At 72.5% G+C, this 20466-nt stretch carries 20 protein-coding genes and 3 pseudogenes; 11 read left to right on the forward strand and 12 right to left on the reverse strand.

Going from position 1 to position 20466, the window contains the following annotated elements:
- Window positions 1–207: 207 nt before the first annotated feature.
- Window positions 208–837: a hypothetical protein gene (locus A6A08_RS27365; protein ID WP_143181662.1), complete on the forward strand. Its 630-nt coding sequence runs from the start codon at window positions 208–210 to the stop codon at window positions 835–837.
- Here the strand turns inward: A6A08_RS27365 and A6A08_RS03800 are convergent.
- From A6A08_RS03800 to A6A08_RS29305, 3 genes and pseudogenes are all read right to left on the reverse strand, one after another.
- The gene (locus tag A6A08_RS03800) at window positions 789–3320 is read right to left on the reverse strand and encodes a Tn3 family transposase (RefSeq protein ID WP_143181663.1); all 2532 of its coding nucleotides are present in this window, start codon (window positions 3318–3320) and stop codon (window positions 789–791) included. The genes A6A08_RS27365 and A6A08_RS03800 overlap by 49 nt on opposite strands.
- A 10-nt stretch (window positions 3321–3330) precedes the next feature.
- Window positions 3331–3672, reverse strand: a pseudogene (locus A6A08_RS28580) (DUF4158 domain-containing protein); the annotation flags it as partial.
- Window positions 3636–3824: pseudogene (locus A6A08_RS29305) on the reverse strand (DUF4158 domain-containing protein); the annotation flags it as partial. The pseudogenes A6A08_RS28580 and A6A08_RS29305, both read right to left, overlap by 37 nt.
- 410 nt (window positions 3825–4234) lie before the next feature.
- On the opposite strand from A6A08_RS29305, the gene A6A08_RS03805 reads away from it, so the two are divergent.
- Window positions 4235–4741, forward strand: coding sequence for a GNAT family N-acetyltransferase (locus A6A08_RS03805; protein WP_073701115.1), 507 nt, complete (start codon window positions 4235–4237; stop codon window positions 4739–4741).
- 415 nt (window positions 4742–5156) lie between these two features.
- Here the strand turns inward: A6A08_RS03805 and A6A08_RS03810 are convergent, their stop codons facing one another.
- The 3 genes from A6A08_RS03810 to A6A08_RS27885 form a co-directional block, all read right to left on the reverse strand.
- A complete protein-coding gene (locus A6A08_RS03810; protein WP_073701116.1) occupies window positions 5157–6017 on the reverse strand; it encodes a phosphotransferase enzyme family protein in 861 nt (286 codons plus the stop codon).
- 242 nt (window positions 6018–6259) lie between these two features.
- Entirely contained in the window at window positions 6260–6862 is a 603-nt protein-coding gene (locus tag A6A08_RS03815; protein WP_073701117.1) for a bifunctional 2-polyprenyl-6-hydroxyphenol methylase/3-demethylubiquinol 3-O-methyltransferase UbiG, read from the reverse strand.
- A 32-nt stretch (window positions 6863–6894) separates the two neighbouring features.
- Window positions 6895–7062 carry a hypothetical protein gene (locus tag A6A08_RS27885; RefSeq protein WP_158069257.1) on the reverse strand — a complete coding sequence of 56 codons (168 nt, stop codon included), beginning with the start codon at window positions 7060–7062 and terminating at the stop codon, window positions 6895–6897.
- Window positions 7063–7180: 118 nt separating this feature from the next.
- Between A6A08_RS27885 and A6A08_RS26945 the strand changes: the two are divergent.
- From A6A08_RS26945 to A6A08_RS03830, 3 genes and pseudogenes are all read left to right on the forward strand, one after another.
- A pseudogene (locus A6A08_RS26945) lies at window positions 7181–7474 on the forward strand (helix-turn-helix domain-containing protein); the annotation flags it as partial.
- A 140-nt stretch (window positions 7475–7614) separates the two neighbouring features.
- On the forward strand, window positions 7615–8382 hold the full coding sequence (locus tag A6A08_RS03825; protein ID WP_073701118.1) for a hypothetical protein: 768 nt from the start codon (window positions 7615–7617) through the stop codon (window positions 8380–8382).
- Complete coding sequence (locus A6A08_RS03830) at window positions 8379–8810, forward strand: hypothetical protein (RefSeq protein WP_073701119.1); 432 nt, start codon at window positions 8379–8381, stop codon at window positions 8808–8810. Before A6A08_RS03825 ends, A6A08_RS03830 begins: the two co-directional genes overlap by 4 nt.
- Before the next feature lie 890 nt (window positions 8811–9700).
- Here the strand turns inward: A6A08_RS03830 and A6A08_RS03835 are convergent.
- A complete protein-coding gene (locus A6A08_RS03835; protein ID WP_073701120.1) occupies window positions 9701–10564 on the reverse strand; it encodes an inositol monophosphatase family protein in 864 nt (287 codons plus the stop codon).
- A 237-nt stretch (window positions 10565–10801) separates the two neighbouring features.
- Here A6A08_RS03835 and A6A08_RS03840 point away from each other — a divergent pair, with 237 nt between their 5' ends.
- Window positions 10802–11416, forward strand: coding sequence for a helix-turn-helix domain-containing protein (locus tag A6A08_RS03840; RefSeq protein ID WP_073701121.1), 615 nt, complete (start codon window positions 10802–10804; stop codon window positions 11414–11416).
- A gap of 156 nt (window positions 11417–11572) precedes the next feature.
- Window positions 11573–12337 carry a cyclopropane-fatty-acyl-phospholipid synthase family protein gene (locus tag A6A08_RS03845; RefSeq protein ID WP_073701122.1) on the forward strand — a complete coding sequence of 255 codons (765 nt, stop codon included), beginning with the start codon at window positions 11573–11575 and terminating at the stop codon, window positions 12335–12337.
- 75 nt (window positions 12338–12412) lie between these two features.
- Here A6A08_RS03845 and A6A08_RS03850 read toward each other — a convergent pair whose 3' ends face one another.
- The 3 genes from A6A08_RS03850 to A6A08_RS03860 all read right to left on the reverse strand — a co-directional run bounded on the left by A6A08_RS03850 (window position 12413) and on the right by A6A08_RS03860 (window position 15805).
- On the reverse strand, window positions 12413–13987 hold the full coding sequence (locus A6A08_RS03850) for an MFS transporter (RefSeq protein WP_073701123.1): 1575 nt from the start codon (window positions 13985–13987) through the stop codon (window positions 12413–12415).
- A gap of 158 nt (window positions 13988–14145) precedes the next feature.
- The gene (locus A6A08_RS03855; RefSeq protein WP_083608838.1) at window positions 14146–14931 is read right to left on the reverse strand and encodes a maleylpyruvate isomerase family mycothiol-dependent enzyme; all 786 of its coding nucleotides are present in this window, start codon (window positions 14929–14931) and stop codon (window positions 14146–14148) included.
- Window positions 14932–15079: 148 nt separating this feature from the next.
- Window positions 15080–15805 (reverse strand): Mut7-C RNAse domain-containing protein, encoded by a 726-nt coding sequence (locus A6A08_RS03860; RefSeq protein WP_073701125.1) that lies wholly within the window; start codon window positions 15803–15805, stop codon window positions 15080–15082.
- A gap of 39 nt (window positions 15806–15844) precedes the next feature.
- On the opposite strand from A6A08_RS03860, the gene A6A08_RS27370 reads away from it, so the two are divergent.
- Complete coding sequence (locus tag A6A08_RS27370; RefSeq protein ID WP_242422102.1) at window positions 15845–16000, forward strand: hypothetical protein; 156 nt, start codon at window positions 15845–15847, stop codon at window positions 15998–16000.
- Window positions 16001–16033: 33 nt separating this feature from the next.
- A complete protein-coding gene (locus A6A08_RS03870) occupies window positions 16034–16576 on the forward strand; it encodes an MOSC domain-containing protein (protein ID WP_073701127.1) in 543 nt (180 codons plus the stop codon).
- A gap of 61 nt (window positions 16577–16637) precedes the next feature.
- Here A6A08_RS03870 and A6A08_RS03875 read toward each other — a convergent pair whose 3' ends face one another.
- Both A6A08_RS03875 and A6A08_RS03880 read right to left on the reverse strand, forming a co-directional pair.
- Window positions 16638–17063: a DNA-binding protein gene (locus A6A08_RS03875; RefSeq protein WP_073701128.1), complete on the reverse strand. Its 426-nt coding sequence runs from the start codon at window positions 17061–17063 to the stop codon at window positions 16638–16640.
- 57 nt (window positions 17064–17120) lie between these two features.
- Window positions 17121–17873, reverse strand: coding sequence for an SDR family oxidoreductase (locus A6A08_RS03880; RefSeq protein WP_073701129.1), 753 nt, complete (start codon window positions 17871–17873; stop codon window positions 17121–17123).
- A 205-nt stretch (window positions 17874–18078) separates the two neighbouring features.
- On the opposite strand from A6A08_RS03880, the gene A6A08_RS03885 reads away from it, so the two are divergent.
- Both A6A08_RS03885 and A6A08_RS03890 read left to right on the forward strand, forming a co-directional pair.
- Window positions 18079–19461 carry an FAD-binding oxidoreductase gene (locus A6A08_RS03885; protein ID WP_073701130.1) on the forward strand — a complete coding sequence of 461 codons (1383 nt, stop codon included), beginning with the start codon at window positions 18079–18081 and terminating at the stop codon, window positions 19459–19461.
- A gap of 158 nt (window positions 19462–19619) precedes the next feature.
- Complete coding sequence (locus tag A6A08_RS03890; protein ID WP_073701131.1) at window positions 19620–20321, forward strand: hypothetical protein; 702 nt, start codon at window positions 19620–19622, stop codon at window positions 20319–20321.
- Window positions 20322–20466: the final 145 nt, after the last annotated feature.

Below are 20466 nucleotides of genomic sequence, written 5' to 3' on the forward strand. Positions count from 1 at the left end.
GGCGGTCCTGCTTGGCCCGTTTGGCGTCGCGCCCCATCACAGCCTCCCCATGTGAATCACTGCGCGGAAGGATATCGGCACAGCTCAGCACCGCCGGGAGAATGTCAAGATCGTGCGAGTCCACCACCTGTTCGCCCAAACCTGCACCGGCGAGGGGCCGCCTCCCCTACGGTTCTGCGCACAGAACCGACTCTGGAGGAGGACCCGATGGCCGTTGCACCAGCGCGCTTCCTGGACGACATCTACTTCAACGAACGCGAGAGTCCGGACCTGCTCGCCGCGGCCGAGCACCTGGACAGTGTGGGCAGCGATGACAGCGTCCAGCACGCGGTCGCCGCCGTCCTGGCCCGCCGGCGCCGTGCCCAGCTCGCCGAGCGGGGCATCTCCGTCGGCGCCTGGAAGTGCCCTTGCTTCCTGCGCGAGGGGCGGGGGCGGCTGCACCGCCGGCACCACGGCGCCGACCACGAGATCGGCCGCTGCTACGACCTGGGTGACCACCCGCGCGGCTGGTACCGGGGAAAAGACCTGGTCGCTCTGACCTACGAGCCCTACGACGGGCACAGCGCCGCCGGCGCGGGCCGACTCGCCCAGGCGGTGGATGGACGAGTTGGAGGTGTCGGTGTGCGCGTGCTGCGCGGTGCACTTCCCCGCCATGTCCACCGCGGTGGTCATCACCCGCGCCGAGGAACCCCACGACCACCTGTGAATCGGGCCCTGGACTTCCTCGCCCGGCTCCCGTCTGCCCCCAAGGTGCCGTGCCCGCCCCCTGGGGGCGGGCACGGGGTTGCTCACTCGGGTGCGCTGGCGGGGTCGCGCAAGGGGCGCAGGCCCTCGTAGGCGTCGGGGTGGGGGAAGGCGTAGGAGCCCAGGAAGTTGATGTGGTCGAGCCCCAGCGGCGACAGCCGGGCGCACATCTCCTCTGTGGCGGGGAACCCCTCCGCCCGGAGCTGGGTGACGGCGGCGTCGATGTACAGCGAGTTCCACCACACCACGGCGTTGAGCACCAGACCGAGGGCGCCGAGCTGGTCCTCCAGCCCCTGGCGGTAGCGCTGGCGGAGTTCGCCGCGGTTGCCGAAGCAGATCTTGCGGGCCAGCTGGTGGCGGGATTCGGAGACGTTGAGCTGGGCGCCGATCATGCGCCGGTAGGGCTCGTCGTGCAGGAACTGGAGCAGGTGCAGGGTCTTGAAGATGCGCCCGTAGTGCGCGAAGGCGTCCCCCAGCCCGGTGGGCCTGCCTTCCCGGGAGAGCATGCGCACCAGGTCATAGCCGCGCACCGCCCCGGTGGTCAGCGATCCGGCCAACCGGAGCATGTCGGCCCAGTGGTCGCGCACCGTGCCCAACCGGACGGTGTGGCGCGACATCTGATCCAGGGGCCCGTAGACGGCACTGGTGTTGGTGCGCCACAGGCGGGTGTCGCCCAGGTCGGCGATGCGCGGGGAGAACTGGTAGCCGCAGATCGCGAACAGCCCGAAGACGATGTCGGAGTAGAAGGCGGTGTCGGTGATGACCATCTCCGGCTTGGGGCCGCCGTCCCGGGCGTGCAGGGCGTCCAGGATGTAGAGGGAGTCGCGCACGGTGCCGGGTACCACCAGCCCGCCCAGGCCCATCACCTGGTCGTTGACCACGTTCAGCCAGGTCGCGCCGCGTTTGCGCAGCCCGAAGTACTTGGGGTTGGCTCTCGCGTGCAGGTTCTGTGAGGGGACGACGAACCGTATGCCGTCGGCCGAGGCGATCGACCCGCCTCCCCACGCGGCGGTGACGCCGATCTGCGTTTGGGCCTGGATGAGGCGGGCGTTGGCGGCGCGCAGGTTCTCGGTGGACACATAGGCGCGGTCGACCTGCTGAAGGCGGCCCAGCGTCAGCGCGGGCACCCCGACCTCGGCCACGGGGGTCAGGCCGATGTTGTACGCCTCGGCGACCAGCAGCGCGCACACGCTCGTGGCGAAGTCGTCCATACCCGCATCGGCGCCGTCCTGGCGGGTGAAGAAGTCGATGAAGCCGGTGCGGGCGGCGACCTCCATGAGCAGGTCGGGCAGGTCCAGGCGGGGCACCATGGCGTCCACCAGGGCGCGGAACTCGCCCATCAGCGGCGGCTCGGGAGCGGCCTGGAGGGGTTGCACGCGCAGGCGCCCGTCGGTGAACTGGATGGCGGTGTTGGCGCCGAGCCCGTCCAGGTCCCGGGTGTAGCCGGCCTCCAGCGCCGAGGACAGCGCGGCCAGATGCCCGGCCGGTTCGGCGTCCAGTTCCAGGGCGGTGAGCACCCGTTCCCGGGTGGCCTCCCAGAGCGGGCCCGACAGCAGCCGGGCGCGGGGGTCGCCCCACCGGTCCGCCCCGCGGGCGAAGACGTCCCGGCGCTTGAGGGCGCGGTGCAGGTGCTCGATCACGCACATCAGGAACGCGGCCTTGTCGATCCGCCCGTCTTCCAGGTCGGGGTTGGCGAAGATCGGCCGCTTCCACGAGCCGGTGGTGAGTTCGGCGTGGGCGGCGATGTCCTCAGCCTTGTAGTGCTTGCGGCTTCGAGCCATCGCCGCAGCTGTGGTCAACGCATGCAGGACCGGCCGTCCGGCCTCCACGGCGTCGAAGTCGATGACCTCCACCAGCAGTTCGATGAACCCCTGCACGGTGCGGTAGCGCTTGACCAGGCGGGCCCGCCACTCCGCGGCCTCGTCCTCATCCTCGGGCACCTGCTCGGCGATGGTCTTGACCGCCTCCATCAGCTTCTCGCGCGGCACCACCTCCTCAATGGCGTTCCACACCTCCGCCAGCGACACCACCCGGGTGGTGGTGGCCTGCGGGGTGTTGATGAGCACGTCCATCGCCGCGGCCATCTTCTTCGCCGCGCTCTTCAAATCGGGCAGGGCGCGCAGCTTGTCCTCGTTGCCCTCGCGCACCGCACAGTTGAGGAGCTTGGAGGTGATCAGCACCTCCAGCACGTCCAGGGCATCATCGACCGAGACCGTCTCCAGATGGCGGACGGTGGCCAACAACGTGGCCTCCCTGCGGTCCTGGACCAGGTCGGCCAACGCGGGGGCCTTGGCGCGTATCCCGTACCGGGCCAGCGCCTCCAGCTTGATCTGGGGGACGTCGTCCACCTGCACCTTCCCGGCGCCGATCCCGGAGATCTGGCTGGTGCGGTCCAACGCCTGGACCAGGGCCGGGGCTGGAGACCCGGTCGGGTTCGGTGCGTAGCCGCTCCAGCTCGGAGAAGCGGGCCTGGTCGGGGACCTGGAGCAGGGCGCCCAGTTCGGCGCGCACCGGGTGCGGGATGCGCCGGGCCACCACCTGGTGCAGGCGGGCGTTCTCCGCCTTGCGCACCCCACTCACCAGGCGGGAGAGGACCGTCAGGCCGAGCAGCAGGATCTGGTGCTCGAGCAGGTAGAGCACGGCCCGGTCGAACAACGCCTTGGGGCCTTCCTCGCTGGCCCACACCCGGGCCGCGAGGTAGGCGCGCAGGTCCCCTTCCCCGGCGGAGAACTCGCGGTAGCCGAAGGTGTCGCGGATCTGCCAAGCGTGCTCATAAGCGGTCTGAGCCCGGGTGCGGTACTCCTCCAGGCGGCCCGGGTCGACGTCGAGCTGGTCGGCGACGAAGGCCACCGCGTGTTCGGGCACCGGGTGGGGCGGTCGGGTTGGAACACCCCGAGCATGCGCACCGTGCCCCACGGCACGGCCCACCCCAGCCGGGTGGACGGGGTGCGTTTGCCCATGGCCAGGTCCAGGGCGAGGGGGGTGAGGCGGAAGAACTGTTCCAGGTCGCCCGCCGCCAGCTCGGCGGGGAAGCGGCCGTAGCGGGCGATCTGTTCATTGGAGAGGTATTCATGCGACATGACCACGAACGTAGGGGCCGCGAACAGGGCAAACCGGCCCCGTCACCGAACCGTCGCCCAGGTCACGGCTCTACCGCTAAATCCTGTAGTAATCCTCCTCGACCCCCCAACACGTCGTTGTACGGGGCCGTCCGCCACACGGCGGACGAACACCCAGCGTCGGACTCCCCGCGAGGAACCTCCCGATCCCGACACGCTCCATCTTCTCCGGGGCTATGATGGGACGCGTTCGTACAGGACCGAGGAGACACGGGGAGGTGAGGTTGATGACCGCGCTCAAGGCCACCATGAGCAGCGCCCGTGTCGCCCTCACGTCCCGGGCCGTGGCCTGACCCCGTCCTGTCCGCCCCGCTGGAGCGCGAGCTCGCGGGCACCGTACGAACACGATCTCGAAACGGACCACTTCCACCATGTCCCATTCATGGAAGACGCGCGCCGAGACCAGCGCCGACACCGGCGCAGTCCGCGCCATCAGCCTCGCAGCCTTCGACACCGCCTACGAGGCCGACCTGGTCGAGGCCCTGCGCCGCGACCCGGCCTGGATCGAGGGCCTGTCCCAACTGGCCGTGGCCGAGGACGGCACGCCCGTGGGGCACGCGCTGCTGACCCGCTGCCACATCGACACCACCCCGGCCCTGTGCCTGGCCCCGTGCGCGGTGCTGCCCGAATACCAGCGCAGCGGCGCCGGTTCGGCGGCCGTCCGCGCCGCCCTCGCCGAGGCCGGGCGCCGGGGCGAACGCTTCGTCACCGTCCTGGGCCACCCCGCCTACTACCCGAGGTTCGGCTTCACCCGAGCCTCCGCACACGGCATCGGCCTGGACATCGAAGTCCCTGACGAGGCCCTGATGGCCCTGTCCCTGGACGGGTCGTCGCTGCCCGGTGGCACCATCCGCTACGCGGCACCGTTCGGCATCTGAGGAACCGGACCAGGGGGTGTGCGGTTCCTTCCGTGCACCCCCGGTCCCCTCCTCTGACCAGGCCGACAGGTCCTGACCGTGCGCATCGGGCCACCGGGGCCGACACGCGGACCCGGCCGAGGGCCTGTGAGCCCTTCCCTTTCCCCATGGTCGTACCAGGTGGTGGTGCATGCCCCACCGGAAAGGCGCAGCGTGCGTCACCACCGGCACGGCCGGACAACACAAGGTTCCCCATGACTGGAACATCCCCGCCGTCAGCCCACCGTTTGGTCGACTACGGCTGGACCTAAGACCTCCAGGACGCCTTCGCTCCCCACCGGGCCCAGGGCGCGGTACCGGCTCGCATCGTGCGGGGCGAATGCGCGTGGGCGCCGGAGTCCGGGTGCGGGCGCGCGGAAGCGGCCCGCGCCTTCTGCTATGTGGCGTGCCCATGGTCGTGGCCGGTGACCTGCTCGGCGATGGCGCGGCCTTCCCGGGCGATCCACGACTCGGCGCGGGGCATGCGGTCCTTGACGCCCTCCTCCCACAGGCGCCGGAAGATCGGGTCTCGGTCGGCGGCGGCGCGGGCCCCGGCGTGGAAGCGGTGGATCGTCCGCGTCGCCAGGGGGACCAGGTCCGCGCGCTGCCGCTCGGTCGCGCCGTAGGCGTCGACGAAGACGCCGACCCGGTGGGCCGCGTCGAGACCGGCGAAGGCGGGGGCGCGGTCGCGCGGATCCAGCAGCGGAACCCACCAGTAGAGGGCGTTGACGATCTCGTAGAGGCGGGTGGTGGGCCGTGCCAGGTCGAAGTCGATGAGGGCCGCGGGCAGGCCGTGGCGGAAGACGACGTTGCCGGGGCAGTAGTCGCGGTGCCCCACGAGCTCGGGTTCCCGTCCGAGGGGGTCCCGGTCGGTGGCGGCGGACCCGGGGATACCGCCCCAGACGGCGTCCGCCGGCGGGATCCAGCCCTCGGCGGCTTCGTGCAGCCGCCGGATCAGCCGGGCCAGTGCGACCAGGACGTCCTCTCCGGCGGCCTCGGCGGGCAGTGGTTCGCGGGGGACGTCGCCGGGGACGTGAGTCAGTACTTCGCGGCCCTGTTCGTCGGTGCCGAGTGGGACCGGCGCGGCGGTGAAGCCGGCGCTGTGCAGGTGGGCGAGGTAGGCCTGGACCGTGGCGGTGAAGGGTCGGACCGGGCGGCGGACGGTGTCGCCCACCCGCACGATGCCCGGAGTGACACCGTCGCCGACCAGGGGTTCGGCGGTCGGGTCGCCGTGTCCGGTGCGGGAGGAGTCTGTCATGGGGATCTCTCCGGTCGGCTGAGGGGAGCACGGGGTGGCCGCTCGGCCCGCCCACGGTGTGCGGAAGGGGCGGGGGAGACCCGCCTCAGTGCCCCACGCTATGCCTTGCGGCCGTTCGAGGGCGTGCCCGCACGGGCCGGGTCGCGGCCGGGCGCGGACCCCCGCCCGCGACCGGCGGCACCCGGACCGGTCTCCTCACCGCCGGGAGCCGGGTCCATGGGTGCCGCCGAGAACGGGCGGTGTCACCTCACGCGTCGTGCTCGCAGGACGGTGTCGTGGGTGTGGTGCGTGCCCGCGGGGGCGGGAGCGGTCCGTGGACGGGTCTCCTCGACCAGGACCGTCCAGTCGTCATCGAGGAGTTCGGCGATCTCGGCGGGCTGGTAGTAGTCGTGCGGGTCGAGGTCGCCTTCGCCGCGTGGCGGCAGGTCGGCGAGGTCGTGGCCGACGACGAGGAGGGTGCCGCCGGGCGCCACGGCGGCCAGCAGGCCGCGTAGCGCGGTGTGGGTCGGCTGGCGTGGGAGCGGGAAGTACTGAACGGTCACCAGGTCGAACGCGCCGGCCGGCGGTGGCACGGTGGTCAGGTCGGCGCGTGTCCACGCCACGCGGCCGTCGACGTCCGCGCCCGTGGCGGCGGCGCGCTGCAGGGCGATCCGGGAGATGTCGACCGCGGTGACCAGCCAGCCGCGCCGGGCCAGCCAGAGCGCGTCGGAGCCCTCGCCGCATCCCACGTCGAGTGCCTGTCCCGGCGGTAGGTCGGTGACCTCGGTGACGAGCACTCCGTTGGGGGAGCCGCTGAAGAGCTGGTCGCGGCTGCCGTATCTGTCGTCCCAGAACTGTGCGTCCATTGTCCTTACCTCGGTGGTGGTGTCCGGTGTGGTCAGAGGCCGTGGCGCCGGTGGCCGGTGATCTGCTCGCAAAGGCGTGCCTCCGCTCGTGCGGAGAAGGGGTCGTGCCGGGTCTGTGCCTTGGGCGTGTGCGCTGACGGCGCGTTGCGGGGCTGGCCGCCGTCGGTCACCGCGTCGTATCGGTCGCTGTGTCGGGTCATCGTGCGCGCCTTCGGCACCAATCTGCCCCCGCCGACGGCTGCTCGACAAAGTTCTTTGCGGGAACAGCAAAAAAGTGGGCATGGTCGGTGTAGGAGCGACGAGGACGGGTTCGGTGCCGTGCTCAGCGCGGTCGGTCCGCGGCTTCGCGAGTTGCGCCGTCGCGGTGGGGCCACCCTGGCCGTGCTGGCGGAGGCCACCGGGATCGCGGTCAGTACCCTCTCCCGTCTGGAGTCGGGCCACCGTAAGCCGGGCCTGGAGCTGCTGCTTCCTCTGGCGAGGGCCTAGCAGGTACCGCTCGTCGGCGCCCCGGCCGACGGTGGCCCACGGGTGCACCCCCGGCCACGCACCCACAGCGGCATGACCGTCATCCCGCTGACTCGCAGGCCCGGTGGGCTGCAGGCCTTCAAGCAAAGGTCCGCGCGTTTCGCGCCGCATCCTCGGCCTTGGCCTGGGGCCGTGGTGATCCTCCTCGATCCCCGGCACGCCGTAGGATGTCGGCGTTCCCAGAGATTTCGGCAAGCGGCGGAGGACCCGGTGAGGCGGATCCCGGTATGACGACCCATGACGCCGGCGCGACCGTGCTCTGGCGGGACCCTGAGCGCGAACGGCTCGTCGGCGAGTTGGCCGTGCTGGCGGAGGAACTGGCCGACCTGCGCTTGGAACTGGCCGCCGCCAAGTCCCGTCTGGAAGCCTTCACCCATTTCCACGACCGGATCATGGCGCCCCTCTACGCGGAGCTGGACGAGATCGAGGCGTGCATCGCCGCGCTACGGGTGCGGCACGAGGACGGACCGGAGGCCAGGCGCGACGCCGAGGCGGCCCGGGAGCGGGCACGGGAATCGGCCTGGGCGGCGCAGGCGGCAGAGGCCGAACCCGAGGAGGACGGTGAGCGGCCGCGTCCCCAGATCACCACCGAGACGCGTCGGCTGTTCCGCGACCTGATCCGGCGATGCCATCCCGATCTCGCCGAGGACGAGGCCGACCGCGCGCGGCGCGAGGAGTTCACGCAGCTCGTCAACGAGGCCTACGCACGCGGTGACGCGCAACGGCTGGCGGAGCTGAGCCGGGGGTGGCGCAGCGGCGACGCCGCGGCCGTCCGCCGAAGCGGTCTGGACGAACCCCGCACCGCTGTTGCGGATCTGGCCGACCAGGTGGAGAGGGCCCGAGCGGAGCTGGAGCACCTCACCACCACGGGAATGGGTGAGATCCTGTTCCACGAACGGGACCCGGAGGCGGTCGTCCACCGCCTCGCCCAAAGGGTCCGCACCCGGATCGCGCGGCAACAGCGGGTCCTGTCAGAGATGAGGCGCAGTCGATGACCGACCGACTTCCCGTTCCCCGTCCGAGCGGCGAGCCCGCCGCGCGCAGGTACCTGGCCGAGCGCACCCGGGACCTGCTGCGGGAGGAGCCGCCGCGTACCGAGCCGGGCGTGCCCGCTCCGGGTTCGCGTTTCCTGGTGTCGGCCGACCTGGGTCATCTGGACCGGGGTCAGGTCCTGTCCATGGTGCGTGAGTTCCTCCCGCGGGCCGTGGCGGCCGGAGAGCACGCGTGCGAGGACGAGGGGTTCCGCTACGAGGTCCATCCCAACCCGTCCACGGACGTGGTGCCCTATGCCTGGAACATCCTGCTCATCCCCCTCACCCCGCAGGACGCCCCCGCAGGGTTCCGGCGCGCCGTTGCTCTGTACGAGTGGTTCGAGGAGCGGGGGTTCGCGGCTTCTCCCGCCATGGACCGCGAAGCTCCCTAGACGAGGGGGGTCGGTAAGGAACGTGCCACCAGGGGCCAGGTAAGGGACCGGCCGATGTTTGCCCGCGGTGAAGCGGGTAGGCAGGCGGGTGCGTACCTGCGCGCCCCGTGGGCCACGGGGGGCGGCCTCCACGGCCGTGTGGCTCCGGGAGGATACGGCGCGGGTGCGGGGGTCGGGCGCCGACGGGGGGTTGAGCGCGCGGCCCGCGCCGGACCGCCGGTATCGGGGGATCCGCGAGGTCCGGCGAGATGCGAGAGCCCCCGCGCGACCAAGCCTCGCGCGGGGGCTCTGCTCATGCGGGGGTTGGGGCTTGTTGCCGGGCCTGAGGAGGAGCGCTTCAGGGCCCGGCGGTGACCCCCTGACCGGACACCGGGCGGGGTCACGCGCTGGAACCCCGCCCGGCTCTTTCCGGCGGCGGACGTGGCGCGGGGCCGACCTGGTGCGGCCCCGGGGACATCGACCGCCATGCGCCTACGCCAGCAGCTCGATGACCTGCACGATGACGTCGACGGGAGCGTCGAGGGCGCCGCCCGCCTCGGCTGAGGCGGGTGCGGCGGTGGCGGACAGGGCAATGATGGACAGGCGCCTCATGGGTCCTCCTCGGGTGTCCTACGGAAAGCGTCGCAAATGTAACTCTCCGTATTCAATGAGGGGAAACCCGTAACCCTCCGTATGGAATGTCCGGTGTACTCCCGGCCGGGGGTGGCCGTCCCCACCGGACGGTCGGCCCCGGAGCAGGCGTACCGGGATGGCGGCGGAGACGTCCTACCTGCACTGTGTCCGGTGTTGCGGTGTGCCCGCCCACCGGGGTGCCGCCGCGGCTTCGTCGAGGCCGTGCGCGCTCTGTACCTTGAGGCGGACGCACCGCGCTGACAGCGGTGCCGGGGTCCTCAGGTCGCGGACCGCACGGCGTGCAGGGCCTCCGCGTGCAGGCGGGTGTTGCCGAACAGCGCGGCTCCGGTGTCGAACCGGTCCCCACCGGCGAGGTCGCTGAAGGAGCCGCCCGCCTCACGGACGATCGGCACGAGGGCGGCCACGTCCCAGGGGCCCGCGCCCACCAGCAGGAAGGCGTCCAGTCGGCCCGTGGCCACGAGCAGCCCGCCGTGGCAGGTGCCGGAACCGGTCGAGGGTTTGGCAGGTGTGGCCTCCGCGTGCCCGTGACCGGTCCAGTCGCATGCGGGGACCACGCGCCCTGAGCGGTCGGCGAGTGCGGCGGCCGCCCGGCGGGCGTGGTCGGTGATGCGCTGCGGGGGCGGCCAGATCCCGACCGAGGCGCGCTCCAGACGGGCCGTGGCCGTGACGCTCAGGGCGCGGGCGGACCCACCGGGCCGTGGCGGCCACGGTTCGACCGCCGTCCACGCGCCCTCGCCCGGCATCGCCCACCAGCGCCGGCCCAGGGCCGGGGCGATGACCAGGCCCAGACGGACGCGGTGGTCGTGCGTGAGGGCGATCAGCGTTCCCCATTCCGGTTCGCCGGCGAGGAAGCTCCGGGTGCCGTCGACCGCGTCGACGATCCACCGGCGCGGGCCGCTTCCCCTGTCGCCGAACTCCTCGCCGGTGAAGGCGTCGCGCGGACGCTCGTGGGCGATCAGCGCACGCAGTTCCCGCTCGATGCGGCGGTCGGTCGGGGTGACGGGGCTGCCGTCGCTCTTCCTCTCGGCTTCGTGGCCGCCCGCGGCGAGGTCGCTCATCGCGATCCGTCCGGCGAGGTCGGCCATCCGGTGTGCGAGGTCCAGGTCTTCGTCGTCGCCCATCCGTTCCCTTCGTCGCCTCAGCGGTGCCGTGCCCACAGGCCATCGTGTCAGCAGGGCGGAGACCGGGTACGTGGACTGGTTAGGCCGTCGGTGCCCGCGGGCCCGGTCGGGACCGGGGCGTGGTGTGCTCCGTGGTCGGGGTGCCGGCATGGTCGGGTACCGCGGTGCCCTCACGGCAAGCGTGTGAGCCCGCCCTCGTTCGGGCAATCCGCGTTGCCGCCATGGCAAGGTGGTGTCATGGACCATGATCCCGGCCACGACCTCGACCGCACGCTCGGAGCGGTGGGGCACCGCCTGCGCGCACTGCGCCAGCAACGGGAGATCACGCTGGCCGAGCTGTCGGAGGCCACCGGCGTCTCGGTGAGCACCCTGTCCCGGTTGGAGTCCGGTGCCCGTAGGCCGACCCTGGAACTCCTGCTTCCTCTGGCCAGGGTCCACGGGGTCACCCTCGACGAGCTCGTCGACGCCCCGCCCACCGGGGATCCGCGCATCCACCTGCGCCCGGTCACCATGCACGGCATGACCATGCTGCCCCTGACCCGCCGGGCCGGCGGTATCCAGGCGTACAAGCTGGTGATCCCGGCCGACGGCCGTCGGGAACCCGATCCGCAGACCCATGAGGGCTACGAGTGGCTCTACGTCCTCAACGGGCGGCTGCGGGTCGTGCTCGGCGAACACGACCTGGTGCTCTCACCCGGTGAGGCCGCCGAGTTCGACACCCGTGTGCCGCACTGGTTCGGTGCCGCCGGCACCGGGCCGGTCGAGTTCCTCAGTCTGTTCGGCAGACAGGGCGAACGCGCGCACCTTCGTGCCCGTCCCAGGGGCGCGCGTCCTCCCGAACAGTCCGACTAGCGTGTGTCCGCCCGCGCAGACGACTCGTTGTCCTGGCCGTTCTCGGAGGGGGGACCTGACGGGTCCGGGCCGGCCCCTCCACAGGCCCGGCGGCGTGAGCGTGGTGAGGCGAGACCGGGTTGCGCTCGGGAGGAGGATCGGCTTGGGTTCGTACTCGTGACTGCTGTGAATGATCTCCTGCGCCCGGACCGCTATCCGCGCTCCTCCCGCTATGACCCCGCCTGGTTGCTCGACCTTGACATGGGGCCGAACCCGTTGTGGTTGCTGGAGGATCTCGCCCGTGACCTCGGTCTGCGCCCGGGGATGCGGGTTCTCGACCTCGGCTCCGGCAAGGGAGCCACGTCGGTGTTCCTGGCCCGCGAGTACGGTGCCCGGGTCGTCGCGGCCGACTGGTGGATCGCCCCTGAGGACGCTGCGGCCGTCTTCGCCGAAGCGGGTGTCGGCGGCCAGGTGGAGGCCGTGCGAGCCGAGGCGCACGCCTTGCCGTTCGAGGAGGAGGGCTTCGACGCCATCGTGAGCGTCGACGCGTTCGAGTACTTCGGTACGGCGGACAACTACCTGCCCTACCTGGTGCGGTTCCTTCGCCCCGGCGGGCAGCTGGCCGTGGCCACTCCCGCCATGACACGGGAGGTCCGGGAGCTCGGGGCCATCCCGCCCCACATCAAGAAGGTGGTCGGCTGGGAGGCGATGGCCTGGCACACGGCGGAGTGGTGGCGCTTCCAGTGGGAGACCACCGAACTGGTGGAGGTCACGTCCGCGCGGCTGCAGCAGGACGCCTGGCGGGACTGGCTGCTGTGGGCCCGGGCATGCGCCGAGCACCAGCCGGACGGCCGGAGCGCACACCGGCCCGTCATCGACATGCTCACCACGGACGGCGGGGAGTTCCTCTCCTTCGCTCTGGTGACCGCGCGCAGGAACTGAGCAGGTCACTTCGCCGGTGGTTCTGCCAGCGCTCGTGCTCGGAGGAGGCAGAACCTGGGGAAGCGGGGCGGGACTTCAGGCCCTGGTCCGGTTCGTGTCCTGGTGGTCGTGCCCGTCGTCGCTGTGGGGGGTGCGTGCGCCCGCTGCCGTCCCGCGCAGGAGCAGGGCGGCCGTGAGGGTGACGGCCCCCAGCAGTACCGCCAGCATGACGGTGGTGACCTGCATCCCCTGCACGAAGGCCTCTCGTGCCACGGTGAGCAGTCGTTCGCCGCCGGGGCCGGCCAGGTCTCCGGCGGCGGCCACCGCGCCGCCGAGGGTGTCGCGTGCGGCCTCGACCGCGTCCGGCGGTGTGTCCTCGGGGAGGGTGGCCCCGCTCAGTCGGCGGCGGTAGACGGCGGCGCCCAGGCTTCCGGCGATTGCCACGCCGAGGGCGATCCCCAGCTCGTTCCCGGTCTCGGCGGTGCCCGAGGCCGTCCCGGCGCGCTCGGGCGGGGCGCTGCTGATGATCATGTCGTAGGTCAGCACCATCGCGGGGTTGAGCGCGAGGTTGAGCAGGGTGAACCCGGCCACGGTCAGGGCCAGTCCGAGGGGGCCGGCCGCGGCGATCAGGACGAGGCCGACCACGCCCAGGGCGAACGCTCCCGTGATCACGCGCACCGGTCCCATCCTGCGGGAGAGCAGGGGGACCAGCAGGTTCGCGGCCACGCCCGCGACCATCGCGGGCACGGTCCACAGACCGGCCGCCAGGGGCGACAGGCCAAGGACCAGCTGCAGGTACTGCATGACGAAGAACTGGACGGCTCCCAGGACGAACAGGCCGGTGGTCTGGGCGCCCAGGGACACGCTGAAGCCGCGGTGGGAGAAGAGTCCCAGGTCGAGCAGCGGGTCGGCCAGCCGCCGCTGCCGCCGCACGAAGACCCATCCCAGGAGGGCGCCGGCGGCGATGGAGAGCAGGGACGCCGCGGTCGGGCCGTCCTTGGCCGCCTCCTTGATCCCGTACACCACGGGCAGGATCGAGGCGATCGCCAGCACGACGCTGGCCAGGTCCGGGCGGCCCGCCGCCGCGGAGCGGTACTCCGGTACCACCAGCGGGCCGAGGACGAGCAGGATGAGCATCACCGGTACCGCCGGAAGGAAGACCGAACCCCACCAGAACGCCTCCAGCAGGGCGCCGCCCACCAGCGGCCCGAGGGCGCCTCCGAGCATGAAGTTGGCCGACCACACCGCGATGGCGAACCTGCGCTGTACCGGGTCGCGGAACATGTTGCTGATCAGTGACAGGGTGGAGGGCAGCAGGGTGGCCCCGGTGACGCCGAGGAGTGCGCGGGCCAGGATCAGGACCTCGGCGCTGGTGGCCAGGGCGGCCAGCACCGAGGCGGCGCCGAACGCGAGCGCTCCGGTCAGCAGCAGCCTGCGACGGCCGATCCGGTCGCCCAGTGTGCCCATGGCGATCAGGAGTCCGGCGATCATGAAGCCGTAGATGTCCACGATCCAGAGCATCTGTGTGCTCGTGGGCTGCAGGTCGGCGCTCAGGTGCGGCACGGCCAGGTGCAGCACGGTGAAGTCCAGTGCGATCACCAGGGCGGGCAGGGACAGTACGACCAGTCCCGCCCATTGGCGTGCCCCCGCCCGGTGTGCGGCCTCGGACATGGTCGGGTCTCCTTGGTCGTTGCGTGTGCCACGACGAGGCTAGGAACTCAAGTTGGGTTGAGGTCAACTCGGAGAGGGGTTCGCCGCGCACCGGTGGGGTCGGCCCGTGTCCTGCTTCGGCCCGCCGGGGCAGGGAGGGCAGGGAGCCTTGCGGTGTCTCAGCGGCGCCACTGGACCTGTGCGCGCTCGCGCCACAGGTCCAGGGCCCTTCGCTCGCCGGTGACCGTGCACCGGTCGCCGGTGGAGCGGTTCCACAGCAGGAGGTACAGCTCGTGCGCCGGTCCGGTCACGGTGGTGTCGGCGTCGGGGGCGCTTCCGCGCGTGTTCGTGCGGCCGGTGGGGGTCAGCGACACCGTCCAGCCCTGTCCGGTGTCGGTGGCCTCCAGGGACAGCACCAGCGGGGGGTCGGCCACCAGCGGGCCGCCGGGCCTGGCGAAGAAACCCAGGAGGAGTTCCTCCACTCCGTCGGCGGCCAGCGCCGGGTCGACGGGGTCGATCGCGCCCTCTCCGGGGGCGGGGGCGTGGTCCGGGTGCGCCGACTGGGCGTCGACGCGGTGGACGGTGGTCTCGTGGGCCTGGCGGCGCGCCCAGAACGCCAGGGGTGAGGGCGCGGGCAGGAACGTGAGGCACTCGGTGTCGGGGGCGGCGTCGGAGAGGGTCTTCACCAGGTGGGCGTGGCCCTCGCGGAACCAGTCCAGGAGGGTGTCGTCCCCGGGGTGGGGGAACACCGCCTTGGCGGTCTGTCCCCGTACCGGTGGTCCGCCGTTGCCGGAGGCCACGTGCGCCGCGGCCCAGCGGTGCACCTGGCCGGTGTGGGTGATCAGGTCGCGCACCCGCCATCCGGGGCAGGTGGCCACGGCGGCGTCGAGGCCGGTGGCGGCGGCGGAATCGGCCATCATGCGGCCTTCACGGTCCAGGGCGTTGATGTGCGCGGTGACGTCCACGCCGACATGGTGGCACATCGGCGGCCGCGTCCCGCCCCTGGGGGAGGGGGTGCGCGGGCCCCCTTCGTGCGGGAGCCGGGCAGAGCCCGGGTGCGGGTGCGGATCCGGTCGGCGCGGTCGCGTCCGGGGCCTGTTCCGGGTCCCGCGTTCAGGTGGAGTCCGGGCGTGAGGAGACGAGCTCCTGGGCCTGGCGCACGATACGGGTCAGGTGTGAGTGGTGGGCGCCAGGCCAGTACACCCGGCCGCAGGAGCGGCAGCGTGCGAACGCCTCGTAGGTGGCGCGGGTGCCCGGCTCCAGGCGACCCTGGACCTGGTGTTTGGCCACCGGTGCCAGCGCGCCGTTGCACGCCGGGCACCGTGTCCACGGGTGCAGTGAGGGGGCGAACCGCTCCAGGACCTCGCGCAGCTGGTCGTCGGGGCGGTCCTGGTGTATGTGGGCGCCGGCGCGCAGGCTTCTGCGGTGCAGGAGCCCGCGGTCGCGGGTGAGCAGCACCCTCTCCTCGGCATTGGCCTGTTCCACCAGTTCCTCGTCGTCGCGGTCGTTGTCGTAGGCGGTGTCCACGCCCAGCAGGCGCAGGCGGCGGGCCAGGGTGCCCAGGTGGACGTCGAGCAGGAACCGCGTGTGGTCGAAGGGCGGGGTCTGCGGCCATCGCACGGCTTCGACGTCGACGACGTCGCCCGTGCCGGGGCGGTGGGAGGGCGGGCGCGGGTGGCCGTTGACGTGCAGGGGTCCGACCTCGGTCAGCGGTACGCCCAGGGACTGCACGACGTGGCCCACGGTGGAGGTGGGCTCCGTCTCCACGCGCACCGGTCCGTGCCGGTGCCGCGGGGTGAGGAAGAAGCGCAGTTCGGGCGCGAAGCGCAGGTCCAGCATCACCCGTTCCATGCCTCCAGCATGCCACGGGGGTGCGGTGTGTCCCCGGTGGTCGGCGTGGCCGGGTACACCCTGGGCGGCGGGCTGAGCTGGTTCGGTCGCCGCCACGGGTGGGCGGCCGACGGCGTCACCACCCTGGAGTTCGGCCTGTATCCGGTACCGCGGCTGTATGCGGGCGGATCCGGGGATGGTTAGGTTGTGGGCGTCGCGTGAAGGAGGGGGCGTTCCATGGGCCCGGTGGTGGAGTCGGTCAGCAGCAGCGCCGGACACACCTTCAGCAAGGATGTGCTGCCGGGGATCCGTCTCCTGGCGGGGCTGGGTGTGGAGGGAGACGCCCACCTGGGCGCCACCGTCCAGCACCGCTCCCGGGTGGCCGTGGACCCGACCCGGCCCAACCTGCGCCAGGTCCACCTGCTCCACGCCGAACTCCTCGACGAGGTCGCCGGGGCCGGGTTCTCGGTCGGCCCCGGCCAGCTGGGGGAGAACGTCACCACACGCGGGCTGGACCTGCTGGCGCTGTCGACCGGTACCGTCCTGCGCTTGGGGGATCGGGCCAGTGTTCGGATCACCGGTCTGCGCAACCCGTGCCTGCAGATCGACGGTTTCTCCCCAGGGCTGCTCAAGCAGGTCGTGCACCGCGGTGAGGACGGGGCGTTGGTGCTCAGGGCCGGGGTGATGGGCGTCGTCGTGGCCAGCGGCCCCGTCGAGCCCGGTATGCCCGTTCATGTGCAGGTGCCCGAAGGGCCCCACGTCCCCCTGGAGCGGGTCTGAGCCCCCGGTCCGCCCCCTGAGGAGGCCGGAGCCCTCGCCCCGGCTCGGACGTGTGCGGTCTTCAGGTGTCGGCGCGCTGGGCGAGGCGTTCGTGGCGTTGGCGGGCGGCCTGGGCCGAGCCCAGTCCCAGGCCGAAGGCGATCTCCTGCCAGGTCATGCCGCGTCCCTTGGACATCTGCAGCAGTCCGGCCTCCAGTTGGTCGAACTCCGCGCGCGCCCAGGGCACCAGGGTCAGGGCGGCGGTGAGGTCGTCCTGGTCCACCGCCGGGGAGCCCTCTTCGGGCAGGGCGCTGCCTGCGGCCAGGTCGGCGACGCGGCGCAGGGCGTCCAGGGGCGGCATGGGCATGTGGTGCTCGTCCCAGCGGCGGCGGTGTTCGCCGTCGGCGTGCCGCTCGGTGATGCGTACCAGCGCCTGGTGGGTGCGCGTGCGGCGGGCGGCGCCGGGGTCGGGCTGGGCGAAGGCGTTCTCGGGCCGTGGTTCGGTCATGTCCTCAGCGTGGAGCCCGCACCCCCACTTGTCAACAGTATATTTTCAACGCTTTGTTCAACCAGTGGTGCGGCGGTCCAGGAACTCCTGGAAGGTGACCGTGCCGACCGCCCGCTCGGGGCTCAGGTGGTGCCCTTCCCGGTAGGCGGCGAAGACGGACCCCGGCAGGCGCACCGGCAGCAGGCGCCGCTCCGGCCCCGCCCAGGACAGGTAGGCGCCGGCCAGGTCGTGGAAGGACTCCACGCGCGGGCCGCCCATGTCCGGGACGCGCCCGACGGGGTCGCCCTCGGCCAGCCGCGTAAGGCGGGCGGCGACCTCCCCGGCGTCCACGGGCTGCACCTCCACCTGCGGCACGGGCATGAGCGGAAGGCGGGCCGCGCCCGCGCACAGGGTCAGGACCAGGTCGTGGAACTGGGTGGCGCGCAGCACAGACCAGCCCAGGCCGGAGGCCTCCAGGGCCCGTTCCACGGTGTGCTTGTTCCGGTAGTAGCCCAGCGGTATCCGGTCCACGCCGACGATGGAGATGTAGACCAGGTGTTTGACGCCCGCCCGGCGTAGCGCGCGGAGCAGGTGGGCGGCGGACCCGATGTCTCCGCCGGCGGGTGTGGTGGCGCAGTGCACGACGGTGTCCGCGCCCTGGACGGCGTCGGCCAGTCCGGTCCCCCTGCGCAGGTCCACGGAGAAGGAGGAGGGGTCCTGGGGGGCGGGGTGGCGGCTCAGGCTGCGTACCTGGTGCCCGGCTCGGCGCAGGCGTTCCACGACGAGGCTTCCCAGGGTTCCGGTACCGCCGGTGACCAGGACTGTCTTCATGGGTGCTCCTTCACTGGCCGAAGGACCATGCTAAGACGCCGGGGCCCTCGCGCGGTGGTGCACGCGACGGTCGCGGCGCTTTCTGCGCGGATGCTCCCCGCGCCCCCGACCGGGGCGGCGGTGCCTTCGGGGCGGGGTGTCCGGTTAGAGTGCTGGCGGCGTCGGCGCAGCGGAGCGCCGGAGCACCGTGGTGAGGAGGATGCCCATGTCCGGGATCGCCGAGAGGCTGAGGACAGCGGTCGGCGCGGAACAGGTGGTCACCGACCCCCAGGTCATGGAGGGCTACTCCCACGACGAGGCCGAGTGGGCCTCCCACGGTCTCCCCGCCGCGGTCGTGCGCCCGCGCGGGACCGAGGACGTCGCGGCCGTCGTGCGTGTGTGCGCCGACGCGGGCGTTCCGGTGGTCGCGCGCGGCGCGGGCACGGGGCTGTCGGGGGCGGCCAACGCCGTGGACGGCTGGGTGGTGGTCTCCTTCGAGCGGATGGACCGCGTCCTGGAGGTCGACCCCGTCCAGCAGACGGCCACCGTGCAGCCCGGGGTGGTCAACGACGACCTGCGTGCGAGGGTGGCCCGGGACGGCCTGTGGTACCCGCCCGACCCCGCCTCCTCCCCCTGGTCGACCATCGGCGGGAACGTGGCCACCAACGCGGGCGGTCTGTGCTGCGTCAAGTACGGGGTCACCCGGGACTACGTGCTGGGCATGGAGGCGGTCGTGGGCTCGGGCGAGGTGGTGAGGCTGGGCCGCGCCACCGCCAAGGGGGTGACCGGCTACGACCTGTGCGGGCTCATGGTGGGCTCGGAGGGAACCCTGGGCATGGTCACCGAGGTGACGCTGCGGATGCGGCCGCTGCGCACCGGCACCGAGCACACGGTGGTGGGCTACTTCGACTCCCTGGTGCAGGCCGGGCGCGCGGTGGCGGCGGTCTCGGCCGCCGGGGTGGTCCCCTCCGCGATGGAGCTGATCGACCGGTTCTGCCTGGAGGCGGTGGACTCCTGGAAGAACATGGGCCTGTCCGCCGAGGGCGAGGTGCTGCTGCTGGCGCGCAGCGACCAGCCCGGGGCCGCGGGCGAGCAGGAGGCCGACCGCATCCTGGAGTGCTTCCGGGGGGAGGGGGCGGTCTACGCGGTGCGCTCCACCGACCAGGAGGAGGCCGAGGCCCTGTTCGAGGCCCGCCGTCTGGCCTATCCGGCGCTGGAGCGGCTCGGTCCGCTGCTGACCGAGGACATGTGCCTGCCCAAGGCGAAGCTGCCGTTGATGTTGGAGCGCATCGAGCGGATCGGGGAGCGTTTCGAGACCCGGATCGGCAACATCGCGCACGCCGGCGACGGCAACCTGCATCCCCTGTTCATCGTTCCGGCCGGTGACGAGGCCGCCAAGAAGCGCGCGCAGGAGGCCTTCGAGGTGATCGTGGAGGAGGCGCTGGCCCTGGGCGGCACGGTCACCGGTGAGCACGGCGTGGGCCTGCTGAAGATGCGCGGCGCCGCCAAGGAGATGGGGCCGCAGGTGCTGCGGATGCACCGGGCGGTCAAGGACGCCCTGGACCCGCGGGGGATCTTCAACCCGGGCAAGGTCTTCACCGCGGACTGACCCCGGCTCCGGCTGCTGGGAGGGCGCCGCGCGGCGCCCTCCCGGCGCGGGCCGGTCGGGCCCCGAACCGTGGGGGGGAGAACGGGAACCGGAGAGGGAGTGGGCCGCGTCTCAGTGGGGAAGAGGGGAAGAGCCGCACTTCGGACGAGGAGTCCCCCATGGAGAGCCCCACTGTCCTGGTCCTGGTGATCGTGGCCCTGACGGTCGTCGGTGTCGGTGCGATGGCGGTCGCGGGTACGGCCGCCGAACGCCACCGCTCCCGGGCCCTGGCCGCCTGGGCCCGGTGCCGGGGGTGGCGCTATGACCGGGAACGGCCCGAGCTGGTCGACCGGTTCGACGGCGTCCCGTTCCTGGAGCGGCGCTCCAACGCCCGGACCAGGCACGTGCTGTGCGCCGAGCGGCGCGGCCGCCGGGTCATGGCCTATGAGTACGGCTACACCGCTCCCCACCCCCAGCACCACAACCGGACCGTCACGCACGTGTACACCGTGGTAGCGGCCGCCCTGCCCGAGGCCGTTCCGCTGCTGCAGGTGGAGGAGGTGGGCGCCTCCCCGGCCCCGCCGCTCCCCGTGGCGGGCGCGCACCCCTGGATCTCGGGGCAGGCCGGGTTCGACAAGCGGTTCAGGGTGGCCACCGACGGCGACGCCTTCCCCGGGACCGTCCTGGGGCAGGACACGCGTGCGTGGCTGCTGTCCCGGCAGGGCCCCGTCCCGTTCCGCTTCGGTGGCCGGTACCTGCTCTCCTGGGAGCGGGGGCGCCTGGACACCGAACGGGTCCAGGCGCGGGCCGACGCCGTGATCGACCTGCTGGAGCGGATTCCCGCCGGGGTGTGGGAGGGCACCCAGGGCAGCCTGGGCTAGAGAGCCCTGAAGGGCCCGCGGACCGGCGGGCGGTCCTTCGCCCTGCTGTGCGCGGCCCCGGTGCGGTGGACGGTGCCCTCCCCGGCGCGGTCGGCACCCCTGCCGTGGTCCGTGCGCTCGTGCAGGCGATCGCGTCGGCCCCTCG

The organism is Nocardiopsis sp. TSRI0078 (genome assembly GCF_001905145.1).
GTDB lineage: Bacteria > Actinomycetota > Actinomycetes > Streptosporangiales > Streptosporangiaceae > Nocardiopsis.